Source organism: Streptomyces sp. NPDC046197, from assembly GCF_040646295.1.
Taxonomy (GTDB): Bacteria; Actinomycetota; Actinomycetes; order Streptomycetales; family Streptomycetaceae; genus Streptomyces.
In genome coordinates, this window is record NZ_JBEYZY010000008.1 from 97337 (window position 1) to 118935 (window position 21599).

Genomic DNA, 21599 nt, shown 5'->3' on the forward strand with positions numbered 1-21599 from the left:
GAGCCGGAGAGTCGCTCGCCTCAGCGGACGTTCGGGCGTCGATATGGGGGCTGTTCGGGAGCCGGCAGGTGGGGGGCGGGCGGAACCGGGCGGGCCGTGGGCGCGTCGGGGTGCACCGTGACCGGTTCGCCATGGTGCCGGATCGCCAGCGCCGGGCCGGACAGCAGCAGGTAGGTGGCACTCTGTGGGGTGATCTCCACCCGCAGCCGGCGGCCACGGAACTGCAGCGAGAAGGCGAGGCGGCTGAACTTCTCCGGCAGCCGCGGCGCGAACTCCAGCATGTCACCCGCCCGGCGAGTGCCGCCGAAGCCGGTCACCAGTGCCATCCAGGTCCCGGCCAGCGAGGCGATGTGCAGCCCGTCCCGGGTGTTGTGCTCCAGGTCCTCCAGATCCATCAGGGCCGCCTCCGCCGCGTAGTCGTAGGCGAGCCGCAGATGACCCGCCTGCGCGGCGATGACCGCCTGGACGCAGGCCGAGAGCGAGGAGTCCCGCACGGTCAGGGGTTCGTAGTAGGCGAAGTTGCGGGAGATGTGCTCCTGGTCGAACTCGTAGCCGCAGGTGTACATGGCCAGCACCAGGTCGGCCTGTTTGACGACCTGTTTGCGGTACAGGTCGAAGTAGGGGAAGTGCAGCAGCAGCGGGTACTGGTCGGCGCGGGTGCCGGCGAAGTCCCAGCGCTGGTACCGGGTGAACCCCGCGTGCTGTTCGTGCACGCCGAGTTCGGGGTTGTACGGGATGTTCATGGCCTCGGCGGCGTCCCGCCAGGTGGCGCTCTCCTCGTCGTCGGCGCCGAGCCGCTCCGCCGCCTTCGGGTGGCGTTCGACCACGTCGGCGGCGGCCAGCAGGTTCGCCTTGGCCATCAGGTTGGTGTACGTGTTGTCGTCGGCGATCGCGCTGTACTCGTCGGGGCCGGTCACGCCGTCGATGTGGAAGGCGCCGTGGTGGTCGTGGTGGCCGAGCGACCGCCACAGGCGGGCGGTCTCCACCAGCAGTTCCACCCCGGTGTCGCGTTCGAAGTCCTCGTCCCCGGTCGCCGCCACGTAGCGCACCACGGCATGCGCGATGTCGGCGTTCACATGGAAGGCGGCGGTGCCGGCGGGCCAGTACGCCGACCCCTCCTGGCCCTCGATGGTCCGCCAGGGGAAGGCGGCCCCGCGCAGTCCGAGCTGGGCGGCGCGCTCGCGGGCGGCGGGCAGGGTGTTCTGCCGCCAGCGCAGGGCCTCGGCCACCGCGTCGGGCGAGGTGTAGGTCAGCACCGGCAGCACGAACATCTCGGTGTCCCAGAAGGCGTGCCCGTCGTAGCCGGAGCCGGTCAGGCCCTTCGCGGGAATCGCCCGCTGCTCGGCACGGGCACCGGCCTGCAGCACGTGGAAGAGGGCGAAGCGGACCGCCTGCTGGATCTCCTCGTCACCGTCCACCTCGACATCCGCCCGGGCCCAGAAGTCGTCGAGGTACTCCCGCTGTTCGTCCACCAGCCCGGCCCAGCCGCCGTGCGCGGCGGCGGCCAGCGCGGCGTCGACCTGGTCGCTCATCGCGGGCAGGGACCGCGCGCCGGACCAGCCGTGGGCGACGATCTTCTCGACCCGGAGCCGCTCTCCCGGGTCCAGGACGGAGGTGACCGTCAGACGGGCCACGTCCGGGTGGCTCTCGGCGGCGGTCGAGGTCCGCTCGGGACCGGTGACGACATGGTCGGCGGCCACGGCCACCCGCAGGCCGCTGTTCCGGGTCCGGTGGACCAGCCGCAGCCGGTTGCCGGAGGCGAAGTCCTCCTCGGGCTCCAGGGGCGCCTGGAGCGCCATCGCCGCCCGCGGGTCGCCGTTCGACTCCGGCAACTGCTCGTTGGCGACGAGCTCCGACTGGATCACGACGCGTGCCTGGCTGTCGACGGCCTCCACCTCGTACTCCACCGCGCCGATGGCGCGCTGGGTGAGGGAGACCAGCCGGGTGGAGCGCACCCGTACCCTCGAACCGGCCGGCGAGACCCACTCGCAGGTCCGCACCATCACGCCCCGCCGCAGGTCGAGGGTGCGCTCGTGGGACACGAGCCGGCCGTAGCGCAGGTCGAACGGCTCGTCGTCGACGAGCAAGCGAATGATCTTGCCGTTGGTGACGTTGATGACGGTCTGGCCCGACTCGGGGTATCCGTAGCCGGCCTCCGCGTACGGCAGGGCGTGCACCTCGTGCACACCGTTGAGATAGGAGCCGGGCAGGCCGTGCGGCTCGCCCTCGTCGAAGTTGCCGCGCCAGCCGACGTGGCCGTTGGACAGGGCGAAGACGGACTCGCTCTGGGCCAGCACGTCCAGGCTGAGTTCCGCCTCGCGCACGGTCCACGGCTCGACGACGTACGACCCGTGGGTGATCACTCGGTGCCTCCCCGTTCTCCCTCGAGCAGCTCTGCGAGGTCCTTCACGACCACGTCGGCGCCGTGCGCGTACAGCGCCTCGGTCTGGCCGACCCGGTCGACGCCGACGACGTACCCGAAGCCTCCGGAGCGGCCGGCGTCCATACCGGCCAGCGCGTCCTCGAAGACGGCGGCCTGCTCGGCGTCGACACCCAGGTCGTGGGCCGCGGCCAGGAAGGTGTCGGGGTGCGGCTTGCCCGGCAGCCTGCGCTCGGCGGCGACCACGCCGTCGACGCGGACGTCGAAGCGGTCCTCGGCGTGGATCGAGCGCAGTACGTCACGGGTGTTGGCGCTGGAGGAGACGATCGCGGTCCGCAGGCCCCTGGCCCGCACGGCCTCGATGTAGCGCAGTGTGCCCTCGTACGCCTCCACACCTTCAGTACGGATTTTGCGCAGAACGAGTTCATTCTTCCGGTTGCCGATTCCCTGCACGGTCGGGGCGTCCGGTGGGTCGCCGGGGTCGCCCTCGGGCAGTTCGATGCCCCGGGAGGCGAGGAAGGTGCGCACCCCGTCGGCACGCGGGCGTCCGTCGACGTACTCGTCGTAGTCGGCGACCGCGTCGAAGGGACGGAAGTTCTCGCCCTCCCGCTCCCGCAGGAACGCGTCGAAGGTCTCCTTCCAGGCGGCGGCGTGCACCACCGCCGTCCGGGTGACGACGCCGTCGAGGTCGAAGAGGCAGGCCAGGATTTCTTCGGGCAGACCGAGCTCAGTCATACAGGCACCTTTCCCCGCTTGGCGGCTTTGAGAGGGTGTCGAGTGCCACACCGGACGTACTTTCCGACAGGCTTCTGCCCACTTTCCGCTCGCCGCGTCGAAAGGGTCACTCGTCCCGGCGCACGGTTGGGTCGCCGGGACCGGGGGTTCGTCCGCACGGGAGCGGTGCCACACTGTGCCGTGTGCCGCTGACCTTCGACGACCTTCTCACCCGAGCACGGACCCTGCTACGGACCCGGGAGCGTGTCATCCTCGGGATCGCGGGCAGCCCGGGCGCGGGCAAGTCGACCCTCGCCGAGTGCCTGGTGCGGGCGCTGAACGGCACGGGCGAGGCATGGGCCGCCCACGTCCCGATGGACGGCTTCCACCTCGCCGACGCCGAACTGGAGCGGCTGGGCCGCCGTCAGCGCAAGGGAGCGCCGGACACCTTCGACGCGGCCGGGTACGCGGCGCTGCTGCGGCGGCTGCGCGAGGAGGCGACGGACGGCGAGACGGTGTACGCGCCCGGCTTCGAGCGCGATCTTGAGCAGCCGATCGCCGGAGCGATCCCGGTGCCGCCCTCGGCCCGGCTGGTCGTGACCGAGGGCAACTACCTGCTGCTGGACACGGGTGCCTGGGCACGGGTACGGCCCGCCCTGGACGAGGTGTGGTTCTGCGAGCTCGACGAGCAGGAGCGCGTCCGCCGCCTGATCGCACGTCATGAGGAGTTCGGCAAGTCGCACCGGGAGGCGGAGGCCTGGGTACTGGGCACCGACCAGCGCAACGCGGACCTGGTGGCGGCGACCCGGGGCCGCGCGGATCTGGTCGTGCCCGCCACGGCCGTGCCGCTCGGTGCGCGTGCTGCCTGCGATTCACCCGCGCAGTGACAGCTCCGACGGCAGCAGCGCACCCCGGTCGCGCACCCGGCGGGCGTGGATCTCGTCGGCGTACAGGCCCAGCGCCCGCGTGCGCACCGACTCCCCTTCGGCTGAGGGAAGATGACGGGCCAGCATCAGACCGCCGACCACGCAGCCGATCGCCTGGTTGCCCGCCTCCTGCGGGTTGAAGAAGGCCGTCTCGGTCAGCCATCGCCAGTAGCCGTGGCCCAACCGCACGAGCTCGTGCCGCAGTTCGTCCCGGATCAGCCGGTCCGCCGTGTCGAGGACGTTGACCAACTGCAGCAGCGCCCACACCGTGCTCGGCCAGTCACCGAGCGGGTGCGCGCCGGACTCGACGGTGTAACGGGCGTACGGCAGGCCGGAGTTGCGCACCCTGAGGTTCGGGTAGCCGGGGTTGTCCTCGGTGTACACGCGCTCGCGCAGACGGAAGGCGAGACTGCGGTGGAAGGCGTCGGGGATCCGCGGGTCCTTCGTTCGCCGCCTGGCCAGTGACAGCAGCGAGGTGACGCCGAGCGAGGTGTCGCCGATGTCGAGGACCGCGCCGGGATGTTCGAGGCTGCCGTCGGCGGGGAGGCGGGCCAGTGCCTCGTCGGTGACGGAGGCGAGTACGGCGTCGTACGCCTCCGGGGTGTCGGGAAGGTCGTGCAGGTGGCCGCGCTGGTGGGGAAGGTGCACGGGATCCGCCCTTCGGGACCGGGGTGGCAATGCCTTCGGCCGGCCTCCTGCGGGGGACCGGCCGTACGGTTCTCATCCCCCGTCTCGGCACCGCGCCGCCGGTTGTGCCGTACCGGGGTGAACTCCCAACGCCTCTGGGCCGTACCGGTGTACATGGCAGAGGGTCTGCCATGTACGACTCGTGAAGCGGTGACGCCCGTGCGGCGGGAGCCGGTGCGACAGTGGGGCCATGACACGGCTCCGGATCGCTCCCGCCCCGGCGCCGCCCCGGGCGCCGCGGGGCGGATGATGGCGCGCGAACAGCACATGGTTCTGGAACCCGAGACCCACGGCGGCGAGGCACCCCCCGGGCCACCGCGGGCCGGGGGTGCGGTGGCGCGCCTGGGCGCCCGGCTGCGGCGGCACCGGCGGTGGCTGGTTCCGTTCCTCGCGGTCGCGCTGCTCGCCCAGATGGCCGTCGCGATGGTCACCACCGCGGCCGAGCAGACGCCGACCATCGACGAGCCCGTGTACGTGGGCACGGCGGCCGTCTACCTGCACGAGCACAGCCTGGCCTACAACCCGGAGCACCCGCCGCTGGGCAAGCTGGTGATCGCCGTCGGGGTCGCGGCCGCCGGTCCGCACGTCGACACCTCGTTCACCGGGGACCAGACCCGGCTGGGGCGTCATCTGCTGTACGAGTCCGGCAACGACCCGTGGCGGCTGATGCTGTGGGCCCGGCTGCCGGTGGTCGCGCTGACGCTGCTGTTCGCGCTGGTGGTGTTCGCGTTCGCCCGTGAACTCGCCGGCACGGACGGCGGCCTGGCGGCCCTGGCCCTGTACACCTTCTCGCCCGATCTCGTCGCGCACGGCTCGCTGGCCACCCTGGATGTGCCGGCGGCCGGTTTCGTGCTGACGTCGGCCTGGCTGCTGTGGCGGGCGCGGCGGCGGCCGCGGCTGTACCTGCCGCTCGCCGGGGTGGCACTCGGCGCGGCGGTGGCCACCAAGATGAGCACGCTGCCGGCGGTTCCGGTGCTGTCGCTGCTCGCCGTGGTGTCGGTGTGGGCCGGCCGCCGTCCGGCCGTTCGCGCCGCACGGGGCAGGGCACTGGCCGTGGGTGCCGGGTGGGCCGCCGCGGTCTCGGCGGTCGCGGTCGCCGTCGTGTGGGCCGTCTACCTGGTGGTCGACCCGCGGCTGCGCTGGACGTCCCGGGAGCCGGTGCCCGCCGTGCACGGCCTGCGCGCGGTGCTGGTCGACCTCCTGCCGCTCCCCGCGGCGTACCGCAACGGTATGCGGACCCAGTTCGGGCTGGAGGACCACCCCTGGCAGGGCTATCTGTTCGGGCATGTGTACACCGGTGCGCGCTGGTACTACCTGCCCGCCGCGCTGCTGGTGAAGACCCCGCTCGGCATGCTCGCCCTGTGGGCGGCCGGAGCGGCGGCGCTGGTGGCGGTGCGACGGCTGCGACCGGTGGCACCGTACGTGCTCGTCCCGCCGGTGGTGCTGCTGGCCGCGGCGATGCACTCCTCGCGCGACTTCGGCACCCGGTACGCCCTGTTCATGCCGATGTTCCTGGCGGTGGCGGGGGCCGCCGTGCTCACCGTGCGCCGAAGGTGGCTGCCCGCCGTGACAGGGGCGCTGGTGGCGTTCGTCGCGGTCAGTTCCCTGCGGACGTATCCGTACTATCTGCCGTACTCCAACGAGGCGTTCGGCGGGCCGGCCCGGACCCATCTGTGGCTCCACGACTCCAACGTCGACTGGGGTCAGGACCTCGGCCGGCTCGCCGACCGGCTGCGCGCACGGTATCCGCACGAGCGGGTCTGGCTCGTCTACAAGGGCAGCGGCGTGCCGTCGTTCTACGGTATCCACGCGAGCGATCCGCGCGCGGTGCCGCTGCGGCAGGTGCACGGTCTGCTCGTGGTGTCCGACTCGGCGGCCGCCAAGGCGCGCGGGCGGCTGGCGGCGCTGCTGCACGGCAGCCGCCCGGTCGACGAGGTCGGCCACTCCCTCACGCTCTACCGGCGGTGACCGGGCCGACGGCGGCTACGCGGGGTGCCGGAACCCTTCGGCGCTCACGTGTGGCATGACACAGCTCGCCACCCGGTAGCGGCCGTTGGGGACGCTGTGCGAGCGGACGATGCGCACGGCCAGCGGGCCGGCCCACTCATAGCCCTGGCGATCGGCGTGCCGGGCCAGACTGTCGGTGAGTGCCTGGCCCACGCGGCTCTTGTGCCGCGTGAGCTGGTCGTGCACGGAGTCGGCGAGTTCGACGTCGTAGGCGTTGGGCACGATCACCCGCTGTTCGCTGCACACCACGGCGTTGGTGTCGCACTCGCGGCGCAACGCGTCGACGAGTTCGACCTGATCCTTGCCGGTGATCCGCGCCCACAGCGCCTCCCACCGGTTCTCCAAGACCTGCTCCAGCGCGCTCAGTGCGCTCATCCGGTTTCACCTGCCGCAAGTTGGTTCGTCTGTGCTGGACCGTGTGGGGGGCTGCCGGTGCTGCTCGGGTCTGGTCACTCCTCCTCGGGGGTCACTCCTGCCCGAGGCCGTCGGTGCGGACCTCCGCCTCCGCCGGGTCTTCCATGGAGGCGGGTTCCCGCGGAGCGGGCGCGTATCCCTCCGCGCGTCCGGTGTCCGAGAGCCGGCGTCCGCCCTCACGACGCCGGATGAGCCCGTACAAGCCCTGGTCACGGCGGTGAGTGAGCTATGTTGAACCTCTGTGGGAGACAAAGAAGGCGCCTCGGTGCCAACGTCGCAGCAGGCTCGGGCACAGGCATCCGCGATCACCTCGGGGAAGACCGTTCCCGAGGCGGAGGCTGCCCCGGCGTCCCAGCTCAGAGCGCTCTTCGACGGCCCCCACCTGTCTCCCGGGCAGCGCCGCATCGCCCAGTATCTGATCGAGAACATCGCCGAAGCGGCGTTCCTGTCGATCACCGACCTCGCCGAACGGGTCGGCGTGAGCCAGCCCTCGGTGACACGCTTCGCCGCCGCGGTCGGCTTCAGCGGCTACCCCGCGCTGCGGGAGAAGCTCCAGTCCATCGCGCTGCGCACCCTCGCCGGCGGACCGGGCGCGGCCGAGGAGGACCGGGGCAACGAACTGCAGGCCGCGGTCGACGCGGAGATCGAGAACCTGGAGAACCTGCGCCGCGACTTCGCCGATCCCGACCGGGTGATCGACATCGGCCGCAAGCTGTCCCAGTCGACCCCGTTGACCGTGCTCGGGCTGCGCATCTCCGTGTCGCTGGCCGAGTACTTCGCCTACGCCGCGCGGCGCATCCACCCCGACGTACGGCTGGTGACCCGGGGCGGCAGCGTCGCCTACGACGCCCTGCTGCAGTCCCGTGAGGCAGGCGGCACCTGGGTACTGGCGTTCTCCCTGCCCCGGCACGCCCACGAGACGCTCAACGCGGTCCGGGTGGCCCGCAGCGCCGGACTCAAGGTCGCCCTGATCACCGACCTGGCGCTCGGTCCGGTGGCCGACGAGGCCGACGTCACCTTCGCCACCGGGACCGGTTCACGCCTGGTGTTCGACTCCTACGCCGCACCAGGCGTGGTGTGCGCCGCGCTGCTGCAGGCCATGACGGACGCCGACCCCGAGCGGACCCAGGGCCGCCTGGAGGAGTACGAACAGATCGCCGACCAGCACCAGTTCTTCCTCAGGGACTGAACCGGGACCCTGCGCCGGCCTGCCTCTTCGGGCACACACGCGGCACACAAGGGACGATGCCGTTCAAAGCAGGCATGAATGTTTTCATACGTCTTGCAAACCAGACGGCATATATAAATACTGCTCCACGGATCGCGCCCCGGCCCACTCCAGGAGCGTTCCGCATCCCTGTCAGCACCAACCGCACCCGCCCCGAGAAAGCCGACGCCCCGCCCATGCGCACCCCGCACCGCTCCCCGCACGGGCGCCGCCCGCTTCCAGGGCACCTGCACGGACACCCCGAGCCGCCGTCTCCTACCCACGTCGGCGCGCGGGTTGTTCGGTCGGGCATCGCCTGCGCGAGCGCCCGCGGCGGCCCCGGTCATCCCCTGGACCGGGGCCGCCCCACCCTCGTCGGACCACCGTCCACGACGCCGCACACCCGGAAGCGATGACCATGCCCCTGATGACCACGCGCCTCAGCCCGGACTGGCCCTGCCAGGTCAAGACCCCCGGAAGCTACGACTGGGAGCGCTCGGCGGCCAAGTGGCTGCGCGAGCTGGTGCCCGCGCGCTACGGGAGCTACCCCGCGCTGATCCGTCACCCCGTGCTGCTCGCCCGGCACGCTCAGATCCAGGTCCAGCAGGAGATACGGGTGGCCCGCACGGCCCTGCAGACCGCACGCGCCGACCTGCCGCAGCTCGGCCTGCCCGAGTCGGTCATCGAGCACACCATCAAGCTGTACGCGGCCGAGCTGCTGCAACTGCAGCACATCGCCCGCAGCGTCCGGGCCGTGACCGAAGCACTGGTGGGACGCACCGCCGGCCGTTGAGGCAGCCGCCCGCGCCGGACACCGGGTGATGTGCCCCAAGGGCCGCCGGGTGATGTGCTCCGCCGACGACCGGGTGATGTGGCTCCGCCGACGACCGGCGCCCGCCGCGGATGCCGGGGCGCGACCGGACCGGTCGTCCGGCAGGTGCGGGCGGCATGACCCGCGCCGTACGTGGCACCCGTGGTGAACATGAACGGCAGCCGAGTCCGGTGCACCGAGCCGGTCACCACCGTCCTCACCTGGCAGGTGCGTCCGGGCCACGAGGACGAGTTCGAGCAGTGGACGCGCGCGATCACCCGCGTCGCCCGGCGCTTCCCCGGCAATGAGGGCGTCGCCTGGCTGCGCCCCGAGGACGGCCACCTGTTCCACGCGGTGCTGCGCTTTTGCGATCCGCAGCGCCTCAGCGCATGGCTCACCTCGCCGGAACGGGCCGAGTGGCACCGCCGGATCGAGGGCATCGCCAGGGAGATCAGCAGCGAACGCCAGTCGACGACCGGCATGGAGACCTGGTTCAGCCTGCCCGGCACCACCGTGCAGCCCCCGCCCCGCTGGAAGATGGTGCTCACCACCCTGCTCGGCGCCTATCCGTTCACGCTGCTGATCCAGTGGCTGGTGACACCCCGGACGGCCGCCTGGCCCCTGCCGCTGCGCGCGGCGTTGCTCCCCGTGCTGCTCCTGCCGATCCTGACCTACCTGGTCATGCCACGCCTCAGCCGCCTGCTACGGCCGTGGCTCTACCCGTCCCCGGACGACTGAGCGCGCCCCGCACACCCCGCGGGGCCACGGTGCGGCGGGTGGACGCGGCCGGATCGCCCTCGGGGAAATCCGGTATGACGAGGCTGTGATCGGACCGGGTGCCATGTGCAATGCTCGTCCCGTGACGAGCGAGCCCGTCTTCCCTCCGGAATCCGGCGCCGTACCCGACATGGCGGCGCTGGCCAGGGTCGTGGCCAGGCAGCGCGCGGAAATGGACCGGCTGCAGGACCTGGCGGCGACCTCGGCCGTCGTCGAGCGGGCCAAGGGCGCGCTGATGGCACTGACCGGCTGTTCCCCGGACGCGGCGCACGAGGAGCTGCTGCAGCGGGCCAAGGCCGCGGGCCGCACGCTCATGGAGGAGTGCTGGATCACGCTCGGGACCCTCGTGCCCCCGTTGCCCGCCCCCGACGAGTCCACGGCGCTCTCGCAGCCGGCCGCCCCCGTCGCTACCGGGGCCGCCTCCGATCCGGTGCCCGCCCGCGCCGAGGCACCGGGCGTGGAGCAGCGTGTGGACTCCGCCGTCCTCGCCGCGCTCGGCCGGGCGCTCGCCCGGATCCGCACCCCGCACGAGCTCGCCCGCTGCCTGCTGGAGCACCTCGCGGGGCCCGTCGAGGCCGACGCGGTGATGATCTACCGGCTGTTGCCCGCCGGAGGCCTGGACCTGATCGGGCACGCGGGCATCGACGACACGCTCGCCCGCCAGTGGCGTCACGTGCCTCCGCTGAGCGGGGTCGCCGTGCTCGACGCCCTGCACACCCGCGAGGAACGCTGGCTGGAGGACGCGGAGGAGGACTCGAAGCGCTACCTGCTGATCGGCGACCCTCCCAGGCGGTGGGCGGGGCGCGTCTGGCTCCCGGTGTCGTCCGGTGCCACGGCGGAGGTGGCCATCGGCGTGCTGCGCACCCGGCCGGGACCGTTCACCCCGCCCACCCGGGAACTGCTGCGCTCCGTGAGCCGGCTCTGTGCGGGCCGGCTGCGCGCCTTCGGGACCCGGCCGGAACTCGCCGCGGAGGGTGCCGCGAACGCGGTCGAGGCCCTGTTCGACGTGCTGCCCGGCACGAGCCTGCTGCTCACCCCGCTGCGCTCCGCCTCGCACGTGGTCGAGGACTACCGCATCGACGCCGCCACCGCGAAGACCGTCGACGTCGTCGGGCGCGACGGCCGCGAACTGGTGGGGCGGCGGGTCCTGGAGTGCTGGCCGGCCCTCGCGGAGGAACCGCTGTGGCAGGGCTGGCTGGGCACGCTCGCCACCGGGGAGCCGTACGAGGGCGAACCGTTCGCTCAGCAGGACCTGGTGGCCGGGAACCAGGAGCTGTCCACGTACTCGGTGCGGGCCGTCCGGCTGGGCGACGGACTGGTGGTCACCTGGCTGCGGCACGACTCCTCCGACCGGCAGGAGCAGCGCCTGGCGGACCTGCAGCGCCTCGGTCGGCTCGGCTGGGCCACCTGGAACCTGGTCACGCATGAGGCGTCCTGGTCGTCCCAGGTCTACGCCCTCCTGGGCCGCGACCCCGCCCGCGGTCCACTCCGGCTGGAGGAGCTGCCCGACCTCGCCCTGCCCGAGGACGGACCCGCACTCGCCCGCGTCGTGCGGGAGTTGCTGGACGCCGGCAAGCCCTTCGACGTGCCCTTCCGGATCAGGACCTCGGCCGGAGTCCGGCACCTTCGGGCCGTCGCCGAAGCGGTGCCGGACTCCGCGGGCATTCCCGCGCAGGTGCACGGATTCATGCAGGACCTGACCGCGCAGCGCAGCGCGGAGCTGGCACTGGTCGAGAGCGAGCAGGCGATCCTCGCGCAGCACGGGATCCTGGCGGCCGAGCGCATGCTCGCGGGTCGGCTGCAGCACGCCCTGCTCCCCCTGCCCCGACATCCCCTGCGGCGGGCCGGGCTGCGGGTGGACGTCGCCTATCTGCCCGCCCAGTCCGGGATCCACGTCGGCGGCGACTGGTTCAGCGCGATCGAACTGCCCGACGGAGACGCGCTGTTCGTCGTGGGCGACGTCGCGGGTCACGGCATCGACGCGGTGGCCACCATGGCCCAGCTCAGGTTCACCGCCAAGGGCATGATCATCACGGGTTCGTCGCTGACCGGGGCGCTCTCGCGACTCAACACGCTGCTGCTGCACTCCCGAGACACCCATGGCACGGCCACCATGGTGCTGGCCCGCTACAAGCCGGACGAGCACCGGCTGGTCTGGGCGCAGGCGGGCCATCCGCCGCCGCTGCTGCTGCGCCACGGCGAGCCCCGCTATCTCGACCGCCCGCGCGGTGTGCTCCTCGGCGCGACCGGCACCCCGGTGTACGAGGAGGCGGACTGTCGCCTGGTGCCGGGCGACCGGCTGGTGCTGTACACCGACGGCCTGGTCGAGCGGCCCGGCGAGGTGATCGAGCGGGGCTTGGACCGACTCGCCCGGGCCGCCACGGCCCACCGCGCCGACGCGCCCGGCTCCCTCGGGCCACTGCTGTCCTCGATGCTGGAGGGCGAACGCCGGGACGACGTCTGCGTCCTGGACATCCGGGTGCCGACGGAGCAGGGGTAGCCGTAGCCCGTCGGCACCGGGCGGACGGCGTTCCGATGGCGCCCCGTCCGTCGTCATTCGTCGCTGTTCGTCGCTATCGTCATTCGCCGCTATTCATCGTTGTTCACCATTGTTCACCGTTGCTCATTGCTACTCGTCGTTCCGGTGGCGCAGGTACCACACGACACCCACCACGAGGGCGACGAGGAAGACGGCGGGCAGTACCAGGCCCGGGACGCGGGAGCCGTTCATCGGCATGGCCTTCGGTTCGGTGCGGACGTGCGGGGCCGGGGCCCGGTGGCACCGCGGCTGCGGCGGCCGTGCGCGCCATGGTGGCCCATCGGGGCCACCGGCACCAGAGTTTTCCCCCCGTCGTGCGCTGCGTTCGAGTGCCGCGCGGTCGGCTCAGCCCGCGGGATGCCCCGGCGAGATCCCGAGGGCGTCGGCCAGGCGCAGCAACGGCCCCTTGGCGCCCTCCCGTCGGCCCGCCGCCACCGGGTCGAGCACGAAGCCCACGTGGTCCCCGGCGTCGGTGCGGAGCACGACCCGGCCGACGAACCAGGCCGGCGCGTCCTGCAGGACGAGGGCCCCCTCGGGCCGCTCCGTCCAGCGGACGTGCGCGAACTTGTCCAGGCCGTCGTCGCCGGTCCGGCCGCCGAACAGCTCGGCCAGCGTGTGCTGGTCCCGGGTCAGCAGATGCACGGCGAGGTGGTCCGCGCGCTCGGCCACCCGGAAGGTCCGGTTGGCCTTGGAGAGCCACACCACGAACCGCACGGGACGGATGGAGCACTGCGATCCGAACCCCACCAGGCAGCCCGCCCGTTCGCCGCCCGCCGCGGCGGTGACCACGTACATGGCGGGATCGAGCAGGCCGATGAACGCGTCCGCCTCCGACATGCCCGCACGCTCCTTCCACCGCTCCCGTCGGCGGCACCAGCTCAGCACATCACGTCGGCGTCTGCCCGTTTCACCCGCCGTCAACCGTCGTACCGGGATTCCAGCGAGCGGCGGGTGTCGTCACCGTAGACGCCGGTCTCGTCGCCGCTGATTCCGTACCAGAGCTGGTAGCGCGCCACGGCCGCCTTGAGATCGGCGTCGTAGCGGCCGCTGGTCGAGCCGTTGCGGTAGATGTCCGGGATACGCAGCAGGCGTTCCTGCAGTTCGGTGACCTCCGGGCCGAAGTCGCCCTCGCGCAGGGTGCCGGGGCCGTCCGGATCGACCGCCGCACTCCCGGTGGGGGCGCCCGTCGTGGCGGGGGCGCCGGTCCCCGCTCGGGTGCCGGTCGCGGCAGGTGCGCCGGTGCCAGGTGGGGTGCCGGACGGGGCGGGTGTCGCGGCGGAGCCGGAACTCGCGGTCGGGTGGGGTGCCCGCGCCTCGTCGGCCTCGCCCCTGCCGGGCAGCAGCAGGGCGCCCGCGAAACCGGCCAGCGCGGCCGCGGCGACGGCGATCGCCAGGGCGGCCCGGCGCACGCCCGGACCGGTGGCGTGGGCGTCCCGGGGCGGTGACGGCGGCCGGCGGAGGGACCCGGCGGCGGCTACGGGCGGCAACTCCTGTGTCGCGTCGTCCGCCCCTCCGGCGCGGGCCGGCCATTCCACGGACTCGTGGTCGGCGGTGTCGCCGCGGAACTCCCTCATGAGCTCCGCCAGGGCGTCGGTCCGGCGGGGCCGGATGACGCGGATCGGTTCCAGGGGCGGCCCGCCGTGCGGCTGCTCGTGTCCGGGCGGTGTAGACACACTGCACTCCTTTGCGTCCCTGCGCACGTGCCCATCCCGGGAAGTGATACGTGGGAAAGGGCTCGCGGGTTCAGCGGCGGGTGCGGCTCAGGGCGCGCAGGCGAGGAAGCGGTGCAGGGAGGCCTTCAGGGCGGCGACGAAGGCCTCCCTGCGCGGGCCGTCGAGGGCGTCCAGGGACAGGTACGGGTTGAGGTCCTCCAGTTCGACCAGCAGCAGGCCGCCGTCGGGGGCACGGCAGGCGTCGACCCGCTGGATGCCGTGGGCCAGTCCGTTCCAGTGCACGAAGCGCCGGGCGAATTCCAGGTCGTCGCCGGTGGGCCGGTAGGGCTCGAGCTGCCAGCGCCGGTCACGGTCGGGCGCGTACAGGGCGTACTGGAAGTCGTGGTCGACGAAGTAGAACGAGACCTCGTACGCGAAGTCGATGTACGGCTGGACCAGGACGGTGCCGTCGACGAGGCCGGGAAGCCGGTCGGCCGGAACGATCCGCAGGCCGATGGAGTCGGCGCCCAGTTCGGGTTTGACCACGTACCGGTCCACCGCGGGCAGGCGGTGCAGGTCCTCGTGCCGGTCGACCGTGGGTATGACCGGGTGTCCGGCGGCGGTCAGGTCCAGCAGGTACTGCTTGCCGGCCATGTCCGCCCTGCCGGTGAGCGGGTTGTACACGCGCACCCCGGCATCCAGGGCCCGCGCCCGGAAGTCGTCGTACTCGGCCCGGTACTCCAGGACGGGTCCGCTGTTGCGGACGACGACGGCGTCGAAGGCGTCCATCAGGGCGGCCGCGTCCCGCGGGTGGCACAGGGCCAGGTCGAAGTCCTCGCGGAGGCGGGCGGTCAGCTGGATGTCCTCGTCGCAGTAGCGGCGTCCGCGCGCCGGGTACGCCAGGTCGGTGACGTAGAGGAGGCGGGGACGGGCGGGCGGCATACGGAGCTCCTGGGCCTGGGTGCGGGGCGCGACGGGTCGGGAAAGACTACTTCGCCCGGCCGGGAACCCCACCGTGGGCACTCCGTTCCCCGGATCGCTGCACTGAGTGCCATCCGTGCTGGTCGGATGCTACGTTCGCGTCCATGAGCTCAAGGAGGGCGGCGTCCCGTCGCGGCGAGAAGGCGGAGGCGGCGACCACCAAGCCGCCCATGCGGGACGCCCTGGTGGCGGCGGCGTTCCAGCTGTTCCTGGAACGGGGGTACGAGCAGACCACCGTCGACGACATCGTGGCGCTCGCCGGAGTCGGACGGCGGTCGTTCTTCCGCTACTTCCCGTCGAAGGAGGACGTGGTCTTCCCCGACCACGAGCGGTGCCTGGCCGACATGACCGCCTTCCTCGCCTCCGGCGGCGAGGAGGAGGATCCCGTGCAGCGGGTCTGCGACGCGGCCCGGCTGGTGCTGCGGATGTACGCCGAGAACCCGACGTTCTCCGTGCAGCGCTACCGGCTCACCAAGAAGGTACCGGGGCTGCGGGCGTACGAGCTGTCGGTGGTGTGGCGCTATGAGCGCGCCCTCGCCGAGTACCTGCGGCGCCGGTTCGCCGGGCGGCGCGACGGGACCCTTCAGGCCGACGTGGTCGCGGCCGCCGTGGTCGCGGCGCACAACAACGCGCTGCGCTCCTGGCTTCGTTCGGACGGCCAGGGCGACGCGTCGGCGGCGGTCGACCACGCGCTCGGGCATGTGCAGGCCGCCTTCGGCCACTCCCCCGCGGCTCCCGCCGGCGGGCGGCCCGAGGAGGACGTGGTGGTGATCGTCTCGCGACGCGGGGCGCCCCTGTGGCGGGTCGTGCAGGAGATCGAGTCGGCCCTGGGCAACGGCTGACCGCAGGGACGACCTCGCGGCGGAGCCCGGTACCCGGCCCGAAAATTGAGGGTACGGAGTGCCTTTACGAGTGGCACTGAGTGCCATACGCTGTGGCCGTGCACGGCGGCACGGTGAGCCGCGCACGTGCGTGCACGGGTGACCGCGCACGCGGCATTCCGGCCGAGCGCAGGGAGTTGACCAGCGTGTACCACTACTCAGGAATCGCCGCTCATCCGGCAGCCGGGTCCGCCACGGGCCTCCTGGAGCCCGAGGCCCGCGACCCGGAAGCCCTGTACTTCCAGCGCTGCACCTGGTGCGGCACCGCCATGTACCACCGGCTGCTGTGTCCGGTGTGCCGGGGCAGCGACCTCAGGACGGAGCGCAGCGAGGGCACCGGGACGGTCCGCCACTCCACGGTGGTGCACCGCAACACCCCGGCCGCGCGCAACGTTTCGCTCGTCGAGATGGCGGAGGGCTTCATCGTGCGGGGCCGGGTCATGGGCCCGCCCATCGGCATCCACGGCGGCGACCGGGTCCGGCTGTCCACCGCGAAGGACCCGGTGCGCGGCGAGCCGGTCTTCCAACTGCTCGACGAGCCCTACCGCGCCTGGAGCTGAGGAACACCCGAACCCGGCAACCGTCAGGCGGGTGCCCTCACGGCCGCGTGAGTGATCCTTCGAGGCGGTCGCCCGAGCGCCCGTCGTCGGCCTCCTCGGTGCCCGGCTGCCGCGCCGTCCCGGCGGCGAGGGCGAAGAGGGTCAGCACCGCGCACACCACATAGACCGAACCGGGCCACGCAAGCGCCGCCGGGTACGGGCTGGTCCGCGTCAGACGGTCCTCCAGGCGGATCAGCTGCGGCACGAGACGCGCGCCGGTGGCCGGCGCCCACACCGCGAACGCGAGGCGGGCGAGCAGTCGCCGCCGGTGGGGGCCGTGGACCAGCCAGATCATGGCGGGCAGGCACCAGATCCAGTGGTGGCTCCAGGAGACGGGCGACACCAGCAGCCCGTACAGCTCCACGGCGACCAGCGCACCGAGCAGGTCGCGGCGGCGCGCCGCAGCCCACAGCGCCCAGCCCGCCACCACCGTCACCAGGGCGCAGGCCGCCCACCAGGTCGCGGACGAGCCGGCGTCGGGGCCGAGCAGTCTGCTGAGGGCTCCGCGCAGGGACTGGTTGCGTACGGACCACACGGGGCCGACCCGGTGCGGGTCCGTCACGAGCGTCGACCAGTACCGCGCCGACTCCCGGGGGGCCACCCACCAGGCCACCGCCGTGGCGGCGGCGCCGGCGGCGACGGCCCAGGCCGCTGCACGCCACTGCCGGGTCGCGAGCAGGTACAGACCGCCGACGGCCGGGGTCAGTTTCACCGCCGCCGCGAGGCCCACGGCCGCACCCCGGCTCACCGCCGCGCGGGTCGCCGCCAGGCCGCCGAGGACCAGGGCGCCCAGCAGCAGGTTGACCTGCCCCTGGTCGAGCGTGTGCCGTACCGGTTCCAGCCACAGTCCGGCAGCGGCCCACAGCAGGGCAAGGTCCTTCGCCCGGCCGTCCGGGCGCGCCGGCAGGAGCCGGACGGCGCAGACGCTGATGACGACCAGGGCGGCCACCGAGACGGCCTGCCACACCACGATCGCCGCCGTCCAGGGAAGGCGCGACAGCGGCAGGAACACCAGCGCGGCGAAGGGCGGATAGGTGAAGGGCAGCAGGGGGATGGGCGGCGCGGTGTGCACCGCGTAGTCGTACAGGCCGCCGGAGAGCACGTGCGGTGAGGCTTCGCGATAGACACGCAGGTCCAGCGGCTGGGTCGGGTGCGTGCCGACGGCCAGCGCGTGCAGGGCCACGGAGACGGCCAGGCACCACCCGGCATGGCGGATGAGCCACTCCCCGATCGCCCGCCCCCCGGCCCAGATCCCCGTCACCGCACCCGTCCTGACCCGTCCGGTCTCGTCCTGTCCCGTCCTGCGCGACGCGCTCGCAGCCTAGCCCAGCGCCCGGTGCGCGACCTCGCCACCACGCAGGGGAGCCGGCCGCCGCCGCACCGCTCCCACCGATTCCACACCGGTACGTGCCGGTCTTCCACCCACGGTCGGCGCCCGGCCCAACCCCTTGGCGTGATCGCGTCGTTGAGGGTCAGCGGCCGGTCCTTCACAGGCAACCCACAGCCTGCGCGCCCCGTCCTCCGGGAAGCGAGAGGCCCCCGGGACCGACGGGGCGCCTGAGATCGGGTTGCAAGGAGGAAGCCATTGATCCGTGCCCGGCGAAAAGGGGTCACCGCCCGGCGAATAGGGGTCACCGCCGTGGCGGTGCTCGCCGTGGTGGGGGCAGCGCCCCTGTCGGCGCAGGCCCGCCAGCCAGTCGGCGGCCATCCGTTCACGGCGGCGGCCGGCCGCGACGGCGGGCTCCCGCCGGGCTGGCGGATCACCGGTGAGGGAACCGCCCGCAAACTGGTCTGGCGGTCGGGCAGACCGGTGCCCATGGGAGACGCACGCGTCGAGTTCTACACGGGCGGGCACCTCCTCGGGCGGCCACAGCCGGACGAGGACGGCCGCACGTTCCGTCTCGACCTGGCCGGGGTGCGCTCCGCCGACCTGAAGGACCTGCATGTCAGCGCGTCCGGGCGGCAGTTGGACGCCTCCGGTGCGGCCGCCCTTCCCCACGACCGCAGCCCGTTGGCCGCGGCGCAGCCGCCCGCGCCATCCCCGGCGAACGGCGTCGACCCGGGCAGGCCGGGTCCGTACCGCACCGCGACCGGCGAGTACCGGCTCAACCCGGTGCGTCTGCCCGGTTTCGCGGCGCCGGTCGAGATGCGTGCCGTGGTGGTCGCGCCGCAGGGCGCCACCGGCCGCCGGCCGCTCGCGCTGTTCCTGCACGGCCGGCACGCCACCTGCTACAAGCCGCACGGCGATGTCACCGGCCAGTGGCCCTGCCCGGCCGGCACCCAGCCGATCCCCAGCCACCGGGGTTACCTGCAGGACCAGGAACTGCTGGCCTCGCAAGGGTATGTGACGGTGTCGATCTCGGCCAACGGCATCAACGGCCAGGACTCGGCGGCCGAGGACGGCGGAGCGCAGGCCCGCTCCTCGCTGGTCCGGCTCCACCTGGCCCGCTGGGCCGACTGGGCCGCGCGCCCGGCCTCGGCACCCGGCGTCGTCCGCCGCGCACCGAGGGCCGACCTGTCACACGTACTGCTGGTCGGGCACTCGCGCGGCGGCGAGGGCGTGAACCGTGCCGCCATGGACAGCCTCTACCCGCCGCCCGCCGGCCAGGACGGCTATCACGGCGCGGTTCGCTGGCGGATCAGCGGCACCGTCCTCATCGGCCCGACGGTCTTCGGGCAGAACCCGGTCGCCGACGTGCCCTCGACGACGATCCTGCCGGGCTGCGACGGCGACGTCTCCGACCTTCAGGGCGAGGTGTACGTCGACGGCACCCGCGGCATCAGCCGCGGCGCCGCGCTGCACAGCGCGGTGTACGTGGTCGGCGCCGACCACAACTTCTTCAACACCGAGTGGACGCCCGGCAAGGCGCAGGCGCCCGCCGAGGACGACTTCTACAACGACCCCGACCACCCGGATCCGGTGTGCTCGCCGGGCACCAGGACACGGCTGACCGCCGACCAGCAGCACCGGGCCGGCGCGACCTACATCGCCGCGGCGGCCCGGCTGTTCGTGGCCGGCGACGACCGGGTGCGTCCGCTGCTCGACGGCTCGGGCCTGCGCGCGCCCTCGGCCGATCCCGCGCGGGTGCTCACGCACGCCGTCGGCGCCGGGCGTACCGGCGGATTCCTGCCGGACGGGCCGGTCACGGTGACCGGCGGCCGGCTGTGCTCGGCGGTCGACCCGAGCCCGTCCGTCGCCTGCCTCGGCTCGGGCACGGTCGGTGTCTCGCCGCACTTCGCGCAGTGGGAGACCGACCGGGAGACCGGCCGCCGCGCGGTGGCGCTGCGCTGGTCAGCCGCGGGGTCCGCGGTGCGGGTGCGCCCCGCCGCCCCCGTCCCGCTCGACGGCGCCAAGGACCTGGCCCTGCGCGTGATCGTGCCGCCCAACACCTCCGGGACCCGGCTGGACGTGTCGGTCGCCGACGCCTCCGGGCGCAGGGCGACGCTCGGCCCGGTCCGCGTCGACGGTCTGCCCGGCACCGAACGGACCGCCTCCTACTGGGCCCGCGAGCTGCGCGTGCCGCTGAGCGCGGCCACCCGCGCCGGTGTCGACCTGCGCCGCGTCGCGGCCCTGGAGCTGACGCCGCGCACGCGCTCGGGCCGCGCGTGGCTGATGGACGCCTGGGGCTGGCGGCCCGGCACCCCGGCGGTGCGGGCGGCCGCGCTGCCCCGCGTCGACATCGGCCGCCTGACGGTCAAGGAGGGCGACTCCGGCGTGCGGACCTACCGGGTGCCGGTGCGGGTGTCCGGGCACGGCAGCGGCCAGGTGAGGCTGTATGTCGTGGACCCGGCGACGGGTCATGCCGTCGACAGGCTGGTCACGGTACGGCCGGGCGGGCCCGGCATCGACGTACCGGTGCGGGTCAGGGGCAACACCCGCTTCGGGCCGGACGTGTCGCACGAGGTGCTGGTCAAGGCGGTCCACACCGCGGTGGTCGGCTCGCACCGGGGCGGAGTGACCGTCGTGAACGACGACCCGAGGCCCACGCTCTCGGTGACGCCGGTCGCCGACCGGGTCACCGAGGGGCAGCCCCTGAAGTGGCGGGTGTCCCTGTCCGCGGCCGCCGACACGGACATCACGGCGATGTTCGCGGTACGGCCGGTCACCGGCGGACCCGAGCTGTCCACCAGGGATGTCGATCCGCGGTGGCTCAAGGACAACGCCGGTGCGTCCCCCGACCCGGAGCGGCCCCTGTCCAAGGTGGAGAACCTCTCCCTGTGGGTGTCCGTGCCGAAGGGCGAACGGAGCGCCGAGGTGACCCTTCCCACCGTCACGGACCAGGTCAGGGAGCAGCCCGAGTCGGTCCGCTTCCAGCTGACCGACGACGACGGTGTGCCGCGTCCCGGCGGGCCGGTGCTGACGGGCACGGTGCTCGACGCGTCGTAGCCGGCAACGGCGGCGAGAGGGCCGGCCGCGCGGGTGCTGCACGCACTCGCGCGGCCGGCTTCGCCTCCGGGGCTTCTTGGACGTCTCGGATGTGTTCCTGCGGTACCGGGGCCTCAGGGCGCGAGGGTCACCCGGATGCCGACGGTTCCCCGCTCGCCCCTGCGCAGTCGGCTGCCGAGCAGGGTCAGGCGGCCGACGACGCCGTACTTGCGCGCGATCAGGCCGCGGTAGCGGGCTGTGGTGGCCGGGTCGCACACCTGGGCGGTCGCCGGGACCTGGTCGCCGGTCGGGTTGCCGCGCAGGTCGCAGGGGCCGACCAGCACGTCGGAGCGGTTGCGGATCCGCTTGACCTTCCAGGAGTCGGCCGCCGTCCACACGCCGAGGGCGTCGCCGTCGCGCACCACCCAGACCGGGGTGGCGACCGGGGTGCCGTTCTTGCGGTAGCTGGTGACCAGCGCGTACTTGCCGGTCCCGAGCCGCTCCACGAGGGTGTCGTCCATGCGCGGCAGTGTAGGCCGACGCCCGCGCGGTGAGGCCGGGTACGCGTCACCAACTCCCTGCGCCACGCACCCGGGCCGGTGCGGCTCACCCTCCGGGGCCGGGGCGACCGCCTGCGCTGCGACCGGGCCGGCGTCCT

17 protein-coding genes and 1 pseudogene are annotated in these 21599 nt (G+C 73.3%); 9 read left to right on the forward strand and 9 right to left on the reverse strand.

Annotated elements, in window-relative coordinates:
- Nucleotides 1–20 precede the first annotated feature (20 nt).
- Both AB0A61_RS13815 and AB0A61_RS13820 read right to left on the reverse strand, forming a co-directional pair.
- Nucleotides 21–2363: a glycosyl hydrolase family 65 protein gene (locus AB0A61_RS13815; protein WP_361291078.1), complete on the reverse strand. Its 2343-nt coding sequence runs from the start codon at nucleotides 2361–2363 to the stop codon at nucleotides 21–23.
- Nucleotides 2360–3115: a beta-phosphoglucomutase family hydrolase gene (locus tag AB0A61_RS13820; protein WP_361291081.1), complete on the reverse strand. Its 756-nt coding sequence runs from the start codon at nucleotides 3113–3115 to the stop codon at nucleotides 2360–2362. The genes AB0A61_RS13815 and AB0A61_RS13820 overlap by 4 nt, the downstream gene beginning before the upstream one ends.
- Before the next feature lie 182 nt (nucleotides 3116–3297).
- Between AB0A61_RS13820 and AB0A61_RS13825 the strand changes: the two genes are divergently transcribed.
- Nucleotides 3298–3981: a nucleoside/nucleotide kinase family protein gene (locus tag AB0A61_RS13825; RefSeq protein WP_361291084.1), complete on the forward strand. Its 684-nt coding sequence runs from the start codon at nucleotides 3298–3300 to the stop codon at nucleotides 3979–3981.
- Nucleotides 3982–3984: 3 nt separating this feature from the next.
- On the opposite strand, the pseudogene AB0A61_RS13830 reads toward AB0A61_RS13825, so the two are convergent.
- Nucleotides 3985–4668 (reverse strand): annotated as a pseudogene (locus AB0A61_RS13830) (hypothetical protein); the annotation flags it as partial.
- Between the two features lie 285 nt (nucleotides 4669–4953).
- On the opposite strand from AB0A61_RS13830, the gene AB0A61_RS13835 reads away from it, so the two are divergent.
- Nucleotides 4954–6675 (forward strand): phospholipid carrier-dependent glycosyltransferase, encoded by a 1722-nt coding sequence (locus AB0A61_RS13835; protein WP_361291535.1) that lies wholly within the window; start codon nucleotides 4954–4956, stop codon nucleotides 6673–6675.
- 15 nt (nucleotides 6676–6690) lie between these two features.
- Here the strand turns inward: AB0A61_RS13835 and AB0A61_RS13840 are convergent, their stop codons facing one another.
- Nucleotides 6691–7089, reverse strand: a complete 399-nt coding sequence (locus AB0A61_RS13840) for a DUF3662 domain-containing protein (RefSeq protein ID WP_361291087.1) — start codon at nucleotides 7087–7089, stop codon at nucleotides 6691–6693.
- Between the two features lie 304 nt (nucleotides 7090–7393).
- On the opposite strand from AB0A61_RS13840, the gene AB0A61_RS13845 reads away from it, so the two are divergent.
- The 4 genes from AB0A61_RS13845 (at nucleotide 7394) to AB0A61_RS13860 (ending at nucleotide 12423) form a co-directional block, all read left to right on the forward strand.
- Entirely contained in the window at nucleotides 7394–8317 is a 924-nt protein-coding gene (locus AB0A61_RS13845) for a MurR/RpiR family transcriptional regulator (protein WP_361291089.1), read from the forward strand.
- Nucleotides 8318–8747: 430 nt separating this feature from the next.
- Nucleotides 8748–9128 carry a hypothetical protein gene (locus AB0A61_RS13850; protein ID WP_361291092.1) on the forward strand — a complete coding sequence of 127 codons (381 nt, stop codon included), beginning with the start codon at nucleotides 8748–8750 and terminating at the stop codon, nucleotides 9126–9128.
- A gap of 189 nt (nucleotides 9129–9317) precedes the next feature.
- On the forward strand, nucleotides 9318–9884 hold the full coding sequence (locus tag AB0A61_RS13855) for an antibiotic biosynthesis monooxygenase (RefSeq protein WP_361291095.1): 567 nt from the start codon (nucleotides 9318–9320) through the stop codon (nucleotides 9882–9884).
- 169 nt (nucleotides 9885–10053) lie between these two features.
- Nucleotides 10054–12423: a SpoIIE family protein phosphatase gene (locus AB0A61_RS13860; RefSeq protein WP_361291537.1), complete on the forward strand. Its 2370-nt coding sequence runs from the start codon at nucleotides 10054–10056 to the stop codon at nucleotides 12421–12423.
- A 384-nt stretch (nucleotides 12424–12807) separates the two neighbouring features.
- Here the strand turns inward: AB0A61_RS13860 and AB0A61_RS13865 are convergent, their stop codons facing one another.
- From AB0A61_RS13865 to AB0A61_RS13875, 3 genes are all read right to left on the reverse strand, one after another.
- On the reverse strand, nucleotides 12808–13299 hold the full coding sequence (locus AB0A61_RS13865; protein WP_361291098.1) for a flavin reductase family protein: 492 nt from the start codon (nucleotides 13297–13299) through the stop codon (nucleotides 12808–12810).
- A gap of 80 nt (nucleotides 13300–13379) precedes the next feature.
- Entirely contained in the window at nucleotides 13380–14135 is a 756-nt protein-coding gene (locus AB0A61_RS13870) for a peptidoglycan-binding protein (RefSeq protein ID WP_361291101.1), read from the reverse strand.
- 87 nt (nucleotides 14136–14222) lie between these two features.
- Nucleotides 14223–15056: a hypothetical protein gene (locus tag AB0A61_RS13875; RefSeq protein ID WP_361291104.1), complete on the reverse strand. Its 834-nt coding sequence runs from the start codon at nucleotides 15054–15056 to the stop codon at nucleotides 14223–14225.
- A gap of 143 nt (nucleotides 15057–15199) precedes the next feature.
- On the opposite strand from AB0A61_RS13875, the gene AB0A61_RS13880 reads away from it, so the two are divergent.
- Complete coding sequence (locus tag AB0A61_RS13880) at nucleotides 15200–15937, forward strand: TetR family transcriptional regulator (protein ID WP_361291107.1); 738 nt, start codon at nucleotides 15200–15202, stop codon at nucleotides 15935–15937.
- Between the two features lie 185 nt (nucleotides 15938–16122).
- A complete protein-coding gene (locus AB0A61_RS13885; protein ID WP_361291539.1) occupies nucleotides 16123–16536 on the forward strand; it encodes a zinc ribbon domain-containing protein in 414 nt (137 codons plus the stop codon).
- A 37-nt stretch (nucleotides 16537–16573) separates the two neighbouring features.
- On the opposite strand, the gene AB0A61_RS13890 is transcribed toward AB0A61_RS13885, so the two are convergent.
- The gene (locus AB0A61_RS13890) at nucleotides 16574–17836 is read right to left on the reverse strand and encodes a glycosyltransferase 87 family protein (protein WP_361291110.1); all 1263 of its coding nucleotides are present in this window, start codon (nucleotides 17834–17836) and stop codon (nucleotides 16574–16576) included.
- Between the two features lie 555 nt (nucleotides 17837–18391).
- Between AB0A61_RS13890 and AB0A61_RS13895 the strand changes: the two genes are divergently transcribed.
- On the forward strand, nucleotides 18392–20962 hold the full coding sequence (locus AB0A61_RS13895) for a hypothetical protein (RefSeq protein ID WP_361291541.1): 2571 nt from the start codon (nucleotides 18392–18394) through the stop codon (nucleotides 20960–20962).
- Between the two features lie 113 nt (nucleotides 20963–21075).
- Here AB0A61_RS13895 and AB0A61_RS13900 read toward each other — a convergent pair whose 3' ends face one another.
- Entirely contained in the window at nucleotides 21076–21462 is a 387-nt protein-coding gene (locus AB0A61_RS13900; protein WP_361291542.1) for a PPOX class F420-dependent oxidoreductase, read from the reverse strand.
- Nucleotides 21463–21599 lie beyond the last annotated feature (137 nt).

Bases quoted from the DNA above. Each gene is read 5' to 3' on its own strand.
- AB0A61_RS13860 (WP_361291537.1), top strand. From the start codon at position 10,054: ATGGCGGCGCTGGCCAGGGTCGTGGCCAGGCAGCGCGCGGAAATGGAC.
- AB0A61_RS13820 (WP_361291081.1), bottom strand. From the start codon at position 3,115: ATGACTGAGCTCGGTCTGCCCGAAGAAATCCTGGCCTGCCTCTTCGAC.
- AB0A61_RS13865 (WP_361291098.1), bottom strand. From the start codon at position 13,299: ATGTCGGAGGCGGACGCGTTCATCGGCCTGCTCGATCCCGCCATGTAC.
- AB0A61_RS13880 (WP_361291107.1), top strand. From the start codon at position 15,200: ATGAGCTCAAGGAGGGCGGCGTCCCGTCGCGGCGAGAAGGCGGAGGCG.
- AB0A61_RS13895 (WP_361291541.1), top strand. From the start codon at position 18,392: ATGGGAGACGCACGCGTCGAGTTCTACACGGGCGGGCACCTCCTCGGG.
- AB0A61_RS13840 (WP_361291087.1), bottom strand. From the start codon at position 7,089: ATGAGCGCACTGAGCGCGCTGGAGCAGGTCTTGGAGAACCGGTGGGAG.
- AB0A61_RS13855 (WP_361291095.1), top strand. From the start codon at position 9,318: ATGAACGGCAGCCGAGTCCGGTGCACCGAGCCGGTCACCACCGTCCTC.
- AB0A61_RS13875 (WP_361291104.1), bottom strand. From the start codon at position 15,056: ATGCCGCCCGCCCGTCCCCGCCTCCTCTACGTCACCGACCTGGCGTAC.
- AB0A61_RS13850 (WP_361291092.1), top strand. From the start codon at position 8,748: ATGACCATGCCCCTGATGACCACGCGCCTCAGCCCGGACTGGCCCTGC.
- AB0A61_RS13835 (WP_361291535.1), top strand. From the start codon at position 4,954: ATGATGGCGCGCGAACAGCACATGGTTCTGGAACCCGAGACCCACGGC.
- AB0A61_RS13900 (WP_361291542.1), bottom strand. From the start codon at position 21,462: ATGGACGACACCCTCGTGGAGCGGCTCGGGACCGGCAAGTACGCGCTG.